The organism is Pseudomonas sp. p106 (assembly GCF_003936645.1).
In the GTDB taxonomy this organism is placed as follows: Bacteria; Pseudomonadota; Gammaproteobacteria; order Pseudomonadales; family Pseudomonadaceae; genus Aquipseudomonas; species Aquipseudomonas putida_E.
Window position 1 is genome coordinate 76,533 of record NZ_RHQR01000004.1, and the last position, 15,241, is coordinate 91,773.

Consider the following 15,241-nt stretch of genomic DNA (forward strand, 5'->3'; position numbering starts at 1 on the left):
GGAGGGAGTCCGGTGCGCTTTTCAAATGATAGTGATGTCACGCTTGTCGTGACCAGCTGCGGTCGGTTCGATCTGCTCAAGGAAACCCTTGAGAGCTTCGATCGCTACAACACAGCGCCCATTCGCGAGGTCTTCATTACCGAGGACTCCGGTGACGACGCTGTTCACGGTGCCGTACCCGAGCACTGGAAACCCCACTGCACGGTGTTCGTCAACCGCCCCAAGCTTGGGCAGCTGGCGTCGATCGACCTGGCGTACAGCCATGTGAAGACCGCTTACATCTTCCATTGCGAGGACGACTGGCGCTTCTATCGTCAGGCCTTCGTCGAAGACTCCAAGGCGATCCTCGAGGTCAGCCCCGATGTGCTGCAAGTCTGGTTGCGCAGCCACGCCCATGATTTGTCGATCCACAGCCCTTACATTCATCTGGGGGATCGCCAGGTGATCGCCGGCGTGCCGTGCTATCCATTGCACTCCGAGAAAGCCGAATGGCAGGCCTTTTCCCTCAATCCGGGCTTGCGTCGGCTGAGCGATTATCAGCGCTGTGCGCCATTTGCCGCCTATGCCGGCGAGAAGGCGTTGTCGCGCCGTTACGCGGAGTTGAAACTGACAGCGGTGACCCTGGAGGGTGACGCGGTACTGCACACAGGCTTTGGCAGCCACGTCACCGTGCCTGAAGAAGTGCACCGCAAGGCCAAGCGGCGTAATCGCGACCGGGTCAAGCTCGCATTGACGCTGGTGATCGGTGCCTTGGCAGGCATGGGTATATCCATCTTCGTGCACTGACACCGCGCCTGGCAGGTTTTTTCAACGGCCTGCCAGGCGCTGCCGGGCTGATGTTCAACGCGCCAGCAGGGCCGCTTGGAAATCGGCGAGGGGGAAGCGGTCGCCCAGTTTCTCGCGTGCGATGTAACTCACCATATGTTGCACGTTGCGTCGAACCATACGGGCAGACAGCGGCGGGCGCAGGAAGCGCATGTCCGCAACGTCGATCAGGCCCAGCTGCTGGTCGGGCGTGACCACCACATTGCCCAGGTGCAGCGAGCGGAAGTACACGCCGCTACGGTGCAACTGGCGGATCAGGGTGATCAGGCGGGGCAGGTAGATGTCCCAGCTGAAGCCTTCGTCCCGCGACATCTGCAGCAGCGTGCGCCCCGGCAATGGCCGGTACAGCACCGCTGTTCTGCCCGGCAGGTCGAGCTTGTGCTGGCTGATTACCTCGAGCGTAGGGATGCCCAGCTGCGCAAGGCGCGCAGCGTTGTCCACGAAGCGCTGGGAGTAGGGGCGCAGTAGCGCAGATGAAATCAGACGCTTGCGCCGAAAAACCTTGAGGAAGTTACCATCCTCAAGCAGGTAGACTTTGGCGCCATGGCTGTCCGCCTCCAGTATCTGGGCGCCAAGTGTCAGCTGATCGAAGTCGACCTGGGTGAGCCGAGAGCATTGCATGAGTTGAGCCTTGTCGTCTGGCGAGCAAAATGACCGGCAATAATGCCGAAAATAATCCTCCAGCACCACGTTGGTCTCTTTTGACTGACCAGGGGGGCTCATACCGTACGAAAAAAACCGGGTGCAAGCCTCGTGGGCCGCCGGCCTGGCATGTTGTTGCCTCGCAGGCGTGCCGAAAATGACGCCTGTGGTAAAATTTCCGGTTCAACCTGAACAGCGAGCTCGATGATGGCCGAAACACCGCTACCGGCGGAGCACACCTCCAGCCTGAAGATCTACTTCCGGTTGCTGAGCTACGTGAAACCCTATATCGGCATTTTCCTGCTGAGTATTATCGGTTTCGTGATCTTTGCCTCGACCCAGCCAATGCTGGCCGGGATCCTCAAGTACTTTGTCGATGGCCTGAGCAACCCCGAAGCGGTGTTGTTCCCCAACGTGCCCTACTTGCGCGACCTGCAATTGCTGCAGGCGGTACCGCTGCTGATCATCCTGATCGCCGCATGGCAGGGCCTGGGTTCGTTCCTCGGCAACTATTTCCTGGCCAAGGTTTCCCTTTCCCTGGTGCATGACCTGCGCGTGGAGTTGTTCAACAAGCTGCTGGTACTGCCCAACCGCTATTTTGACAATCACAACTCCGGGCACCTGATTTCACGCATCACCTTCAACGTGACCATGGTAACGGGGGCCGCCACCGATGCAATCAAGGTGGTGATCCGTGAAGGCCTGACCGTGGTGTTCCTGTTTGCCTACCTGCTTTGGATGAACTGGCACCTGACCCTGGTAATGGTCGCCATCCTGCCGGTGATCGCGGTAATGGTCAGCGTCGCCAGCAAGAAATTCCGTAAACAGAGCAAGAAGATCCAGGTGGCGATGGGCGACGTGACCCACGTAGCTTCCGAAACCATCCAGGGCTACCGTGTGGTGCGCAGCTTCGGCGGCGAGGCTTACGAGCAGCAGCGCTTTGGCCGTGCCAGCCAGAGCAACACCGACAAACAGCTGCGCATGACCAAGACAGGCGCCCTGTACACGCCGATGCTGCAACTGGTGATCTACAGCGCCATGGCCGCTTTGATGTTCCTGGTGCTGTTCCTGCGGGGCGACTCGACCGCCGGTGATCTGGTGGCCTACATCACTGCTGCGGGCCTGCTGCCAAAGCCGATCCGCCAGCTTTCTGAGGTCAGCTCGACCATCCAGAAAGGCCTTGCCGGTGCTGAAAGCATCTTCGAGCAGCTCGACGAGCAGCCCGAGATCGACCGCGGTACGATCGAGAAGGAGCGGGTGGCCGGTCGCCTCGAAGTACGCAACCTGAGCTTCACCTACCCAGGTACCGATCGCGAAGTGCTGAGCGACATCAGCTTTACCGCCGAGCCTGGGCAGATGATCGCACTGGTCGGGCGCTCTGGTAGCGGCAAGTCGACCCTGGCGGCGCTGATCCCGCGCTTCTATCACCACGATCAGGGGCAGATTCTGCTCGATGGCGTGGAGATCGAAGACTACCGCCTGCGCAACCTGCGCCGGCACGTTTCGCAGGTGACCCAGCATGTGACCCTGTTCAACGACACAGTGGCCAACAACATTGCCTACGGCGACCTGGCCGGCGCGCCGCGCGCAGACATCGAAGCTGCGGCTGCCGATGCCTATGCCAAGGAGTTCGTCGACCAGCTGCCCAAGGGCTTTGACACCGACGTGGGTGAAAACGGCGTGCTGCTGTCCGGTGGCCAGCGCCAGCGCCTGGCGATTGCCCGGGCCCTGTTGAAGAACGCGCCGCTGCTGATCCTCGACGAAGCGACTTCGGCACTGGACACGGAGTCCGAGCGGCATATCCAGGCTGCCCTGGACCATGTCATGCAGGGCCGCACCACGCTGGTGATCGCGCACCGCCTGTCGACCATCGAAAAAGCCGACCAGATCCTGGTGATGGACCAGGGCCGCCTGGTGGAGCGCGGTACCCATGCCGAGCTGCTGGCAGCCAATGGCTATTATGCCCGCTTGCACGCCATGGGGCTGGACGAGCCGGCGAAGGCCGATATCACCTGAGTTGCCCTTGATCGGGGCCGTACGGCCCCGATTGTCACCGGAATTTTCCAGGGCCCGATCTGGCCGTAAAGCCGTCGCCTACCCTGTGCTAATATCCTGCCCCTGTTCATTATTTTCATATGGGTTGCCCATGAAGTTGTCCATGCCGCGTTTCGATCAAGCCCCGGTATTGGTGGTCGGCGATGTCATGCTGGACCGCTACTGGCATGGCGGTACTTCGCGTATCTCGCCTGAAGCGCCAGTGCCGGTGGTCAAGGTCGATCAGATCGAGGATCGCCCCGGCGGCGCGGCCAACGTTGCGTTGAACATCGCCGCCCTCGGTGCCCCGGCGGCACTGATCGGCGTTACCGGCCAGGATGAGGCCGCCGACAGCCTGGCCAACAGCCTGCAGGCTGCGGGGGTGCGTTCGGTGTTCCAGCGCATTGCGCACCAGCCGACCATCGTCAAGCTGCGGGTCATGAGCCGTCACCAGCAGCTGTTGCGCATCGATTTCGAAGAGCCGTTCGCCACTGACCCGCTGTCGCTGGGCGCCGAAGTCGAGAGCCTGCTCGAGGGTGTCAAGGTGCTGGTGTTGTCCGACTACGGCAAAGGCGCACTGAAAAATCATCAGAGCCTGATCGAGGCCGCACGTGCCAAGGGTATTCCGGTACTGGCCGACCCCAAGGGCAAGGACTTCTCCATCTACCGCGGTGCCAGCCTGATCACGCCGAACCTCAGCGAGTTCGAGACCATTGTCGGCCGCTGCGCCGATGAGGCCGAACTGGTCGCCAAGGGCCTGCAGCTGCTGCTGGACCTTGACCTGGGCGCGTTGCTGGTGACCCGTGGCGAGCACGGCATGACCCTGCTGCGCACCGGCCAGCCGGCGCTGCACCTGCCGGCCCGTGCCCGCGAAGTGTTCGATGTGACCGGCGCTGGCGATACCGTGATTTCCACCCTGGCTGCGGCCATCGCGGCCGGTGAAGACCTGCCCCACGCGGTCGCCCTGGCCAACCTTGCGGCTGGCATCGTGGTTGGCAAACTGGGTACTGCAGCGATCAGCGCACCTGAGCTGCGTCGCGCGATCCAGCGCGAGGAAGGTTCCGAGCGTGGCGTGCTGGGCCTGGAGCAATTGCTGCTGGCCATCGACGATGCGCGTGCGCACAACGAGAAGATCGTGTTCACCAATGGGTGTTTCGACATCCTGCATGCAGGGCATGTGACGTACCTCGAGCAGGCGCGTGCCCAGGGTGATCGTCTTATCGTCGCGGTCAACGACGATGCCTCGGTAAGCCGTCTGAAGGGCCCTGGCCGCCCGATCAACAGTGTCGATCGGCGCATGGCCGTGCTGGCTGGGCTGGGCGCGGTGGACTGGGTCATCAGCTTCCCTGAAGGTACGCCGGAGAACCTGCTGAGCCAGGTGAAACCGGATGTGCTGGTCAAGGGCGGTGACTACGGTATCGACCAGGTGGTGGGTGCCGATATCGTCAAGGGCTACGGCGGCACCGTGAAGGTGTTGGGCTTGGTCGAGAACAGCTCGACGACCGCGATAGTCGAAAAAATCCGCAAGAACTGATGTGCCCGGGGCCGTAAGGCGGCCCCGGATATTCATTTGTTCAGCGAGGTGCGCGCGCGCTCCAGCAGTGCCCGTGCCTTGTCGCCAAAGCGTCGCAGGTGTGAAGCCTTTGCGGTTTTGCGCTCCACCAGCCCCTGCTGCTTTACCCAATCCTTCCAGCGTATCCGCTCGTCCGCGACCACCCACCCGTCCTGCCGGGCAAAGCTCTCCGCCAGGTACAGCCCGCGGGTGCTGGCCGGCACCAGTTCATCTTTCCTCAATGTATACAGCTCGGCCTGCGGCTGACCGTCCTGCACCGGCATCAGGTACAGGTCGGGCCGTTTACGGTTGAGCCGGGCGACCAGCTGATCACCTTCAAGGCGTTCATCGACATGGAACAGGCTCAGCTTCTTGGCGTCCCTGGGTACTTGCAGGCGCATGTCGTAGATCAGTTGCAGCGATGCCGTAGGCAGGTGCACGTAGGCCCGTGGGCGCTCCAGCAACATCAGGTTGCCGCAATGCACCGGCCGGGCGGCACCCGATTCCGGCGTCAGCACGAACGGCAGCGCTTCCCGGTAGTGCAGGGCAGCAGCGTAAGGTGCAGGTAGCCAGGTGTCGTTGAAGCGACCACCCAGCCAGCCCTCCGGCGTTTCCAGCAGGCACTCTTCCGCCACTTCCTGGACCGCGGTGTGCAGCGGCAGGTTGAGCTCCTGAGCCGGGACATACCCTGAAATCAATTTAAGCACCACGTCGCCCCGGTCCTGGCGGCGCTGACGCACCAGTACCCAGTAGTCGCGGTTCTGCCAGTGCAGGGTCAGGCGTACCGAGACACCCAGGTTGGCCAGTTCAGCTACGAAACGCTGGTTATCGGGTAGCTGGATGGCCCGGCGCCGTTGTTGGGTCTGGGCGAAGTTCACCGGCATGCCGATGCTCTGGTAGACCAGGCTCTCGGGGGTGGCTTCGACATGCAATGGCAGTGTTTTGAAGTTGCTCGGGTTCTTGCGAATCAGCGTACGCGGCACGAGGCTCCTCCTTGCGTCGGGTCAGTCTCCAGGCCCGGGGTGGGGACAACTCAATGCTGGCCCAAAATGCGGGCGACCGTGGCCACATTGTGGGCCAGGTGCAACGGGTTGATGGTGCCGACGATAGCACTGCTGACGCCAGGGTGGGCGAACAGCAGTTCGAAGCTGGCGTGTACCGGATCGACACCAGGTGCGAGGCAGACATGCCCACTGGCCAAGGCCTTCTTCACCAGAATGGCTTTGCCGTGCTCGGCAGCGTAGTCCAGTACCGGTCGTTCTGCCTGCTCGTTGAGGTTGAAGGTGACCATGGCACAGTCGCCCTGCTCGAGTGCCTTCAGCCCGCCGGCGACAGTTTTGCCCGACAGGCCGTAGCCGAGGATCTTGCCCTCCTGCTTGAGGGCTGCGAGGGTCTGGTAGACCTCTTGCTGCTCGAGAATCTCCAGGTCGTTGCCATCGGAGTGCACCAGCACCAGTTCGATACGGTCGGTTTCCAGCCGGCGCAGGCTGCGTTCGACCGAAAGACGGGTGTGGGCTGCACTGAAGTCGAAGCGCGACAGGCCGTTTTCGAACTCTTCGCCAACCTTGCTGACGATCACCCATTCGTCGCGCTGGCCGCGCAGCAGCGGCCCCAGACGCTCTTCGCTGCGGCCATAGGCCGGTGCCGTGTCGATCAGGTTGATACCCAGTTCGCGCGCCTGGGCCAGCAGCAGGCGCGCTTCGTCATCGCCGGGGATCGTGAAGCCGGTGGGGTACTTCACGCCTTGGTCGCGGCCAAGCTTGACCGTGCCCAGGCCCAGAGGGGACACCTTCAAGCCTGTGCTGCCCAGCGGGCGGTAGAAGTCGTGCAGGGTCGGCAGGGTCATGGCAGCAGTTGCTCCCAGGCGGGCACGCCGAGTGGCGGGCGTGGCAGCCCTGCAAGCTCGGCCTGGGCGCTTGGGCGGATGCCGTCACGTTCCAGGCTGGCCAGCACACGGTCACTGAAGTCGGGCGCCAGGGCAAGTTTAGTCGGCCAGCCCACCAGTAGGCGCTGCTGGTCGGCGAGGAACGCGTTGTCGGGCCGCACCAGGCCCGATTGTGCAGGCTCTGCGCGGTCGACCCGCAGCGTGGCCCAGCGGACCAGGCGTTGATCTACCCACGGCAAGAGCTGGCTGATTTCCTTCTGGGCTGCGGCAATCTGTGCAGCCGTGTCGCGTGCTACGCCATCGGCTTCAGCCAGGTCGCCGCCCAGGTACCAGACCCATTGGCCATCGGCTGCGGGGTGGGTGGTGATGGTGACGCGCGGCTTGGGGCCGCCGCCCAGGCAGTGGGCATACAGTGGTTTGAGGTTAGGGCCTTTGGCCATGACCATATGCAGCGGCCGTGTTTGCATGGCCGGTTGCTCAAGGCCCAGGGCGTGAAGCAGGCCCTCGGTGCCCGCGCCAGCACTGAGCACGATGCGCTGGGCCCGTATTTCACGGCCGTCCACGCGCAGGCCAACCAGTGAATCACCTTCACGCAGGGGCTCGATGTGCTCACCGGCGAGCAAGGAGTCGCCAGCCAGTTCAGCCAGGTTGGCCAGCAGGCTGGGGACATCGATCACCAGTTCGGCCAAGCGATACACCTTGCCTTTGAAGGCGCGGTCCTGCAGTGCAGGAGGCAACTGGTCCCCCTTGACCTGGTCAACCCGGCCGCGCACGGCCTTGCTGGCGAAGAAGCTGGTGAGGTTGCCGGCCAGGGTGCCGGGCGACCACAGGTAGTGGGCGTCGGAAAGCAGGCGGGTGCGGCTCAGGTCCAGTTCGCCGCTGCCGGCCACGGCTTCGCGCCAGCGCCGTGGCATGTCGGCGATGGCTTCCGAGGCCCCCGTCAACGCACCGTGCAGGGCGTACTTGGTACCGCCATGGATGATGCCCTGGGACTTGATGGTCTGTTCGCCGCCAAGGCTGGCGCGCTCCACCAGCACTGTCGAATAACCCAGGCGGCGCAGGCGGGCATTGAGCCACAGGCCTGCGACCCCGGCGCCGACGATGAGCACGTCAGTGGAAATGGCGGATGGCATGGCGGTACCTCGAAGTCTGGGACAGCTGGCAAGTATACAGGCTATGCCTGGCTTGGCTCATCGCCGACAGGCCCCATCAATGCCCGGCAGTCTTGGAGAACAACTGGATCACCACCACGCCGCCAACGATCATCGCCATCCCCAGCATCGCCGGCACATCGAGTTTCTGCCCATAGATCACCAGCGCCGCCACGCTGATCAGCACAATCCCAAGCCCCGACCAGATCGCATAGGCGATACCCACCGGAATGCTGCGCACCACCAGCGTCAGCATCCAGAACGCGATGGCATAGCCGACCACCATCAGCAGCAGGGGCAATGGCGTGCTCAGGCCTTTCACAGCCTTCATGGAGGCTGTGGCGATGACTTCGGCGACAATGGCGATGGCGAGGTAGGTGTAGGCGTTCATGGTTCGTTCCTCCGGTTCTGGGCGGGCATTCTAGAGTGTCCCTGGATGCGGTAAAGTCATTACCTATCACTCTGGGAGATAGGTTGATGGCCGAACAGTGGAGCCTGGAGCAGTTGCGTACCTTTGTGCGCGTCGTCGAGCTGCGCTCGTTTTCTGCCGTCGCCCGCGAGCAGCGCAAAGCGCAGTCAGCGGTCAGCAATGCCATTGCAATGCTCGAAGCGGACCTCGGCGTCACTTTGTTCGAGCGCAGCAGCGGCCGTCAGCCCAGGCTGACCGAAAACGGTACCGCGCTGCTGGAGGATGCCCGCGAACTGCTGCGCCAGTGCGAACGGCTCGATGGCCGCGCTCTGGCCCTGATGCGTGGCCAGGAAGCCTTGTTGCGGGTGGCCCAGGATGAAGCCATGCCTTATCAACCTGTGATCGACAGCCTCGACGAACTGGCCAGTCATTACCCTTTTCTGGAAGTGCAACTGGCCAGCGGTGCCCAAGGTGATGTAGCGCGCAAGCTGGTGGAGCGACGTGCAGACCTGGGTTTGTTTTTCCACCATGAAAGCATGCCTGCCTCACTGGAGCGGCGTGCCCTGGGTAGCGTGGAGATGGTCACGGTGTGCGCGGTGGATCATCCATTGGCGCGTGAAAGCCGCGTCACACGCCAGCAGCTGGCACGTTACCGCCAGTTGCTGATCGCCCCGCAGCAAAGTGGCTACCCCGGCGGCGAAGCGATCAGCCCGCAGGTATGGCGCGCCGACAGCTTCTACGCCATGGCCGAGCTGTTGATGCGAGGGCTTGGCTGGGCGTGGTTGCCACGCCACGTGGTGCAATACCCGACCTACCAGGCGCACATGGTCGAGCTGGCCAGCGAATGGCGGCCCCCGGCCTTGGTCGTCGAACTGGCCTGGCGCCGTGACGAACCGCTGGGGCCCGCCGCGCAATGGCTGGCCGAGCGCTTTGCGGTGCACTTGCGCGCGATCGGGTAAACTTCGCCGCCATGAACAGAACTCTCTATACCCTGTTGTTCCACCTGGGCCTGCCGCTGGTCGCGCTGCGCCTTTACCTGCGTGCACGCAAGGCCCCGGCCTACGGCCAGCGTATCGGCGAACGTTTCGCCCGCAATCTGCCGGCGATGCGCCAGGGTGGCATCTGGGTACATGCCGTATCGGTAGGTGAAAGCATTGCCGCCGCGCCCCTGGTGCGAGCCTTGCTCAAGGCCTACCCGGACCTGCCGGTCACGCTCACCTGCATGACCCCCACCGGCTCAGAGCGCATTCGCGCGCTGTTCGCCGATGAACCACGCATCCAGCATTGCTACCTGCCTTATGACCTGCCGTGGGCGGCGGGGCGTTTTCTCGACCATGTGCGCCCGCGGCTGGGCATCATCATGGAAACCGAGCTGTGGCCCAACCACATTCACCAATGCGCCAAGCGTGGCATTCCGGTTGCGCTGGCCAATGCTCGGTTGTCCGAGCGTTCCGCCCGTGGCTACGCGCGTTTCGCCAAACTGACCCGGCCGATGCTCGCCGAGATGAACCTGATTGCAGTGCAGACCGAAACCGAGGCGCAACGCTTCCGCGACTTGGGTGCGCGTCCTGAGTGCGTGCAGGTCACAGGTTCGATCAAGTTCGACCTGAAGGTCGATGACCAGCTTTTGCCGCGTGCCAGGGCACTGCGTGAACAGTGGGGCGCAAGCGAGCGGCCGGTGTGGATTGCGGCCAGTACCCATGAGGGTGAGGACGCGCTGATCCTGCAGGCTCATCAGCAGTTGCTGCAGGCGCATGGCGACGCGCTGCTGATCCTGGTGCCGCGCCACCCCGAGCGTTTCGATGCAGTGCATGCCTTGTGCTGCGGGCAGTTCGCTACCGTGCGCCGTTCTGCCGGTGCGGCGGTCGATGGCCAGACCCGCGTGCTGCTCGGCGATACGATGGGCGAGCTGCTGTTCCTCTACGCACTGGCCGACATCGCTTTCGTTGGCGGTAGCCTGGTCGCCACTGGCGGCCACAACCCTCTGGAGCCGGCAGCGCTGGCACTGCCGGTGATCATGGGGCCGCATGTGTTCAACTTCCTCGAAATCAGCGCGATGTTGCGTGATGCCGGGGCGTTGCAGCAGGTGGACGATGCCCAAGGGTTGGCACAGGCAGTGCGGCAGTTGATCGAATTGCCGCAGGATGCCCGGCGCATGGGTGAGGCGGGCAGGGCGGTGATGCAGGCCAATCAGGGGGCCTTGCAGCGGTTGCTGGATGGGCTGGCGCGGTTGATCCGCTGAGCCGCATCACGGTTCGTGAGCCCCCTGCGGCCCTGTTCATCTCTAGTAGAAAAGCCGCGGCTCGGACGAATCCAGCAAGCTGGCGAGTTTGGTCAGGGCAAAGCTCAGCTCGGCGCGGCTTGGCGTCATCAGGGCGATGCGCACGCCACAGCTGGCTGGGCTGCGCTCAGGCAGGAACTGGCTGCCGCTGACCACGGTTACGCCATTGTTGCGCGCCAGGTTGGCGAACTCATCGCTGGTCCATGGCTCAGGGAGTTCCAGCCAGATATGGAAGCTGTTGGGCTGGCTGCGCACCTTGTACCTGCCAAGGATTTCCTGGGCCATCAACTGGCGTGCGGCGGCTTCTTCCTGCTGCACCCGCACCAACTGCTCGGCCATGCCGCTGTTGATCAGGTTGCTGGCCAGCTGAGCCATCAGCGGGGAGGGCATCCAGACGCTGCTGCGCACCATAGACGACAACCGTGACAGCGTTTGTGGCGGCGCGTAGAGGTAGCCGATACGCAGGGCCGGCAGCACGCTCTTGGACAGGCTGGTCAGGTACACCGAGCGCTCAGGTGCATAGGCGGCCAAGGGCTTGTAGTCAGGCGCCGGTTCGAGGAAGCCGTAGATATCGTCATCCACGATGAACAGGTCGAACTCGCGGGCAATCTGGGCGATAGCCTCGCGACGCGCGTGCGGCATTACCGAGTTGGTCGGGTTCTGGTGAGTGGTCACACATACCAGCAGCGAGGGGCGGTGCTCCAGGCAGGCGGCCCGCAAGGCCTCGGGCATCAGGCCGTGCTCGTCCATGGCTACCCCGCGCAAGCGGCGGCCCATGCTGTGGGCAAGGGAAATGATGCCGGGGTAGCAGAGCGACTCGCAGAGGATCACATCATCGCTTTTCGACAGGCTGCTGATCGCTACCAGCAGGCCATGCTGGGCGCCGGAGGTCAGCACCACCTGTTGCGCGCGAGCTTCGGGCAACCAGCGCTGAATCCATGTGGCGCCAGCCTGCTTGTGCGTCGCATGGCCACCGTCGGTAACGTAGTCGAGCACTTGGTCAAGGTCGGGGGAAGCCGCCAGCTCGGTGATCGCTCCGCGCAGCCAGTCGGCCATGTGCGCATCGTTGGGCTTGATGATCGAAAGGTCGATCTGGCCGCTTTCATGCTTGAGCGGTGCGGGCCGCGAGAATGCGGTGGGGGTAGGCGCCGGTCGTTGCTGCAGGACGAAAGTACCGCGGCCAACCTCGCCCACCACCAGGCCCCGCTTGGCGGCTTCGTCATAGGCTCGGCCAATGGTGCCAGGCGTCACGTGCAATGACTCGGCAAGATCCTTGAGTGTTGGCAGGCGGTCGCCAGGCGCCAGCCGGCCGTTGCCTATGTCCTGTTCAAGAGCATCGGCAATCATCAGGTAGACCGGCTGCGCCAGGTCGCTGTAGTGAGGAACCCACATGGAAATGGCACCAGAATCTGCAAGAACGCGGAAGCCTAGCACGAAAGGCAAGATCGGAGTAATCGCGTTTTTTGTATGTGAATTGCCTCTATTGATATGACTTGAAGGCTTGTCGCAGCGGGTCCTCCCTACACAACGGGAGCGCAAGCGTGAGCGCGATCAATCCACGTTCAGAAGAAATCTTTTGAAATCAATAAGTTGATTGATTCGATTCAATGCTGATGGCAATCGGCCAATGAAATAAATTGAATCGATTCTATTTTTGTAATTACAATGATTGAGTCGGTGCAATGTGGTGGTGCCTGGAGCAGCACCCCTCGTTCGCATCGCTTAGCTGTGAACGGTTTCAAAAAAAGACAATGACTGCCGCCTCTGCCCGGCATGGCACGACACCGAATGGCCAATGGAATAGCACTCGAAATGGAAAGCGCATACCTGCAACAAGCAGCCGAGCCTCAGACTTCACTGGAGATCCGCCTGCCCTGGGTTGTCTCCAGTGCCTGGCAAACCTTGCTGAGCAACACCCCGCTCGATTTCGAAACCAGCAAAGAGCTTTACCCGCAACTCAAGGAGCAGGCGCAGGAGGTCTTGGGCAAAGCGCTGTGCCAGCAAATCCGGGGGTTCGTTGAGGATCCGCAACTGACCAGCATGATCGTGCGTAATTGCCCGCGCGATCGCGATGTGCCTCCTACCCCTTACTCCGGTGTGCTCAGCCCACGCAGCACGCCGATTGCCTGCCTGGTCAGCCTGACCATGCAGAACCTGATGGGCATCAACCCGATTGTCTACGAGGGTGAAAATGACGGTCGGCTGTTTCGCCATGTCATCCCGGCCCGAACTTCATCCAGCCACAAGAGCTCGCATGGCTCACGGCTGCGATTTTCCTATCACGTAGACAATCCCGACCTGCCATTGTCTTCCGAGCCGCTGGGTACGGTTTCCTGCTGCCCGGAATACCTGTCGTTCTTCGGCATGCGCTGTGATCCACGTATCAGCACCACCTTGGTCAACCTTGATGCTGTGATCGCGTCGCTGCCCTTGGCTACCGTGCGCGAACTGTGCGAAGCGCAATTCGAAATCCGCCGCCCCGACTCGTTCACCGGTAACCGCCGCTGCACCGCCGAACTGCCGGTGCTGGTGCGTGGCCATTCAGGCGAGTGGTTGTGCCGCTTCGACAGCGAGAACACCCACGGGCTGAACCTGCGCGCCGAGCAGGCCCTGGCCACCCTGCGCGGCTTGCTGGAAACCCGGCGTTTCGATGAGCCACACCTGCTGCTGCCAGGCGACTTCATGATCTTCAAGAACCAGCGCGTGCTGCATGCCCGCGATGGCTTCGAGCCGCAGAACGACGGCGCTGACCGTTGGCTGCTGCGGGTGTTCGCGGTCAACGACCTGAACCGGGTGCGCTTCGCCCGGGCCGACCACCTTTACGAAGTGCTCTCCTGATTTCTTTTCATTTTTCGACGGAATTACTGCTATGGAACTGTTAGGCGCTTACTGGGCAGAACACTGGCTGCTGGCGATCCTGCTGCTGGGCGCCATTGCCTTTGTCGCAGGCTTTGTGGACAGCATTGCCGGGGGTGGCGGGTTGTTCCTGGTACCAGGGTTTCTGCTGGTGGGCATGCCGCCTCAGGTAGCCCTGGGGCAGGAAAAACTGGTCAGTACGCTGGGCACGCTGGCTGCCATCCGCAATTTCCTGGCCAACAGCAAGATGGTCTGGCAGGTGGCACTGGTCGGCGTGCCGTTCTCACTGCTCGGCGCCTACCTGGGGGCGCACCTGATCGTGTCGATCTCTCAGGAAACCGTAGGCAAGATCATTCTGGCGTTGATCCCTTTCGGCATCCTGATCTTCCTCACCCCCAAAGACCGCCCGATCGAGGAGCGAGAGCTGTCGGCGCGGATGCTCTACACCGTTGTGCCGGTGACCTGCCTGGCCATCGGTTTTTACGACGGCTTCTTCGGCCCAGGCACTGGCAGCATGTTCATCATCGCCTTCCACTACCTGCTGCGCATGGACCTGGTTTCCAGTTCGGCCAACTCCAAGACCTTCAACTTCGCCTCCAACATCGGTGCGCTGGTCGCATTCATCATGGCCGGCAAGGTGGTCTACCTGCTGGCGTTGCCGCTGGTGGCCTGCAACATCCTCGGTAATCACATGGGCAGTGCACTGGCGCTGCGCAAAGGCAACGACGTGGTGCGCAAGGCGCTGGTGTTTTCGATGTTGTGCCTGTTCACCAGCCTTGGCGTGAAGTACCTGGTCTGACATTACCTTCTGGGAGACAAACCTGATGAAAACTGCATTCGTAACCGGCGCCTCCTCAGGCTTTGGCCGGGCCATATGCCGCACCCTGGTTGCCAAGGGCTATCGCGTGATCGGTGGCGCCCGCCGTATGGACAAGTTGCAGGCCCTGGAGCATGAACTTGGCGACAACTTCATTCCACTGGCGCTGGATGTGACTGATATGCAGTCGGTCAGCGCAGCAGTGGCGCAGATCAACGAAGCTGCGCCGGGCATCGATGTGCTGGTCAACAACGCAGGGTTGGCGCTGGGTATCGAGCGGGCCCAAGCCTGCAGCGCCGAGAACTGGCAGCGCATGATCGACACCAACATCACCGGCCTGGCCATGGTCACCCATGCGGTATTGCCGCAGATGGTCCGGGCCGACAGCGGCATGATCATCAACATTGGTTCGATTGCCGGCACTTATCCCTACCCGGGCGGCAACGTTTATGGCGCGAGCAAGGCGTTCGTGCGTCAGTTCAGCCTGAACCTGCGCGCCGATCTGGCGGGGACCCGCGTGCGGGTCAGCAACATCGAACCCGGGCTGTGTTCCGGGACCGATTTTTCGGTGGTGCGCCTGAACGGCGACCTGAATGCAGTGGATGCGTTGTACCGTGATGTGCAGGCGATTTTGCCCCAGGACATTGCTGCCACGGTTGCGTGGATCGCTGAACAGCCGCCACACGTAAACATCAATACGCTCGAAATCATGCCGGTGGCGCAGAGCAGCGCGGCCTTGAATGTGGCGCGCAATCTGCCGCCTTGCTGACCGGGGTCAATCGCACTTTT

14 protein-coding genes are annotated in these 15,241 nt (G+C 62.4%); 8 read left to right on the top strand and 6 right to left on the bottom strand.

Translation table 11 applies throughout. The features are described 5' to 3' along the window. Positions 1-12 precede the first annotated feature (12 nt). The gene (locus EGJ09_RS06600) at positions 13-786 is read left to right on the top strand and encodes a glycosyltransferase family 2 protein (protein ID WP_046785067.1); all 774 of its coding nucleotides are present in this window, start codon (positions 13-15) and stop codon (positions 784-786) included. Between the two features lie 54 nt (positions 787-840). Here the strand turns inward: EGJ09_RS06600 and EGJ09_RS06605 are convergent, their stop codons facing one another. Beyond that, entirely contained in the window at positions 841-1,446 is a 606-nt protein-coding gene (locus EGJ09_RS06605; protein WP_039603331.1) for a hypothetical protein, read from the bottom strand. Between the two features lie 228 nt (positions 1,447-1,674). Between EGJ09_RS06605 and msbA the strand changes: the two genes are divergently transcribed. Further along, positions 1,675-3,483 (top strand): lipid A export permease/ATP-binding protein MsbA, encoded by a 1,809-nt coding sequence (gene msbA / locus EGJ09_RS06610; RefSeq protein ID WP_046785175.1) that lies wholly within the window; start codon positions 1,675-1,677, stop codon positions 3,481-3,483. A gap of 130 nt (positions 3,484-3,613) precedes the next feature. Continuing rightward, positions 3,614-5,035 (top strand): bifunctional D-glycero-beta-D-manno-heptose-7-phosphate kinase/D-glycero-beta-D-manno-heptose 1-phosphate adenylyltransferase HldE, encoded by a 1,422-nt coding sequence (gene hldE, locus EGJ09_RS06615; protein WP_039602848.1) that lies wholly within the window; start codon positions 3,614-3,616, stop codon positions 5,033-5,035. A gap of 32 nt (positions 5,036-5,067) precedes the next feature. On the opposite strand, the gene EGJ09_RS06620 is transcribed toward hldE, so the two are convergent. From EGJ09_RS06620 to EGJ09_RS06635, 4 genes are all read right to left on the bottom strand, one after another. Beyond that, entirely contained in the window at positions 5,068-6,036 is a 969-nt protein-coding gene (locus tag EGJ09_RS06620; protein ID WP_046785068.1) for a hypothetical protein, read from the bottom strand. A gap of 50 nt (positions 6,037-6,086) precedes the next feature. Then, positions 6,087-6,899 (bottom strand): aldo/keto reductase, encoded by an 813-nt coding sequence (locus EGJ09_RS06625; protein ID WP_046785069.1) that lies wholly within the window; start codon positions 6,897-6,899, stop codon positions 6,087-6,089. Further along, a complete protein-coding gene (locus EGJ09_RS06630) occupies positions 6,896-8,071 on the bottom strand; it encodes an FAD-binding oxidoreductase (RefSeq protein ID WP_125923481.1) in 1,176 nt (391 codons plus the stop codon). The genes EGJ09_RS06625 and EGJ09_RS06630 overlap by 4 nt, the downstream gene beginning before the upstream one ends. Positions 8,072-8,147: 76 nt before the next feature. After that, positions 8,148-8,480 (bottom strand): multidrug efflux SMR transporter, encoded by a 333-nt coding sequence (locus EGJ09_RS06635; protein WP_046785071.1) that lies wholly within the window; start codon positions 8,478-8,480, stop codon positions 8,148-8,150. 86 nt (positions 8,481-8,566) lie between these two features. Between EGJ09_RS06635 and EGJ09_RS06640 the strand changes: the two genes are divergently transcribed. Both EGJ09_RS06640 and waaA read left to right on the top strand, forming a co-directional pair. After that, positions 8,567-9,457: a LysR family transcriptional regulator gene (locus tag EGJ09_RS06640; protein WP_125923482.1), complete on the top strand. Its 891-nt coding sequence runs from the start codon at positions 8,567-8,569 to the stop codon at positions 9,455-9,457. An 11-nt stretch (positions 9,458-9,468) separates the two neighbouring features. Beyond that, on the top strand, positions 9,469-10,740 hold the full coding sequence (waaA, locus tag EGJ09_RS06645; protein WP_125923483.1) for a lipid IV(A) 3-deoxy-D-manno-octulosonic acid transferase: 1,272 nt from the start codon (positions 9,469-9,471) through the stop codon (positions 10,738-10,740). A gap of 42 nt (positions 10,741-10,782) precedes the next feature. Here waaA and EGJ09_RS06650 read toward each other — a convergent pair whose 3' ends face one another. Beyond that, a complete protein-coding gene (locus tag EGJ09_RS06650) occupies positions 10,783-12,171 on the bottom strand; it encodes a PLP-dependent aminotransferase family protein (RefSeq protein WP_046785074.1) in 1,389 nt (462 codons plus the stop codon). 420 nt (positions 12,172-12,591) lie between these two features. Here EGJ09_RS06650 and EGJ09_RS06655 point away from each other — a divergent pair, with 420 nt between their 5' ends. Genes EGJ09_RS06655 through EGJ09_RS06665 form a run of 3 tightly spaced genes read left to right on the top strand, consistent with a single transcriptional unit; the run spans position 12,592 to position 15,221 of the window. Then, positions 12,592-13,617 (top strand): TauD/TfdA family dioxygenase, encoded by a 1,026-nt coding sequence (locus EGJ09_RS06655; protein WP_125923484.1) that lies wholly within the window; start codon positions 12,592-12,594, stop codon positions 13,615-13,617. Positions 13,618-13,648: 31 nt separating this feature from the next. Further along, positions 13,649-14,434: a TSUP family transporter gene (locus EGJ09_RS06660; RefSeq protein ID WP_046785076.1), complete on the top strand. Its 786-nt coding sequence runs from the start codon at positions 13,649-13,651 to the stop codon at positions 14,432-14,434. Between the two features lie 25 nt (positions 14,435-14,459). Further along, positions 14,460-15,221 (top strand): SDR family NAD(P)-dependent oxidoreductase, encoded by a 762-nt coding sequence (locus tag EGJ09_RS06665; protein ID WP_125923485.1) that lies wholly within the window; start codon positions 14,460-14,462, stop codon positions 15,219-15,221. Positions 15,222-15,241: the final 20 nt, after the last annotated feature.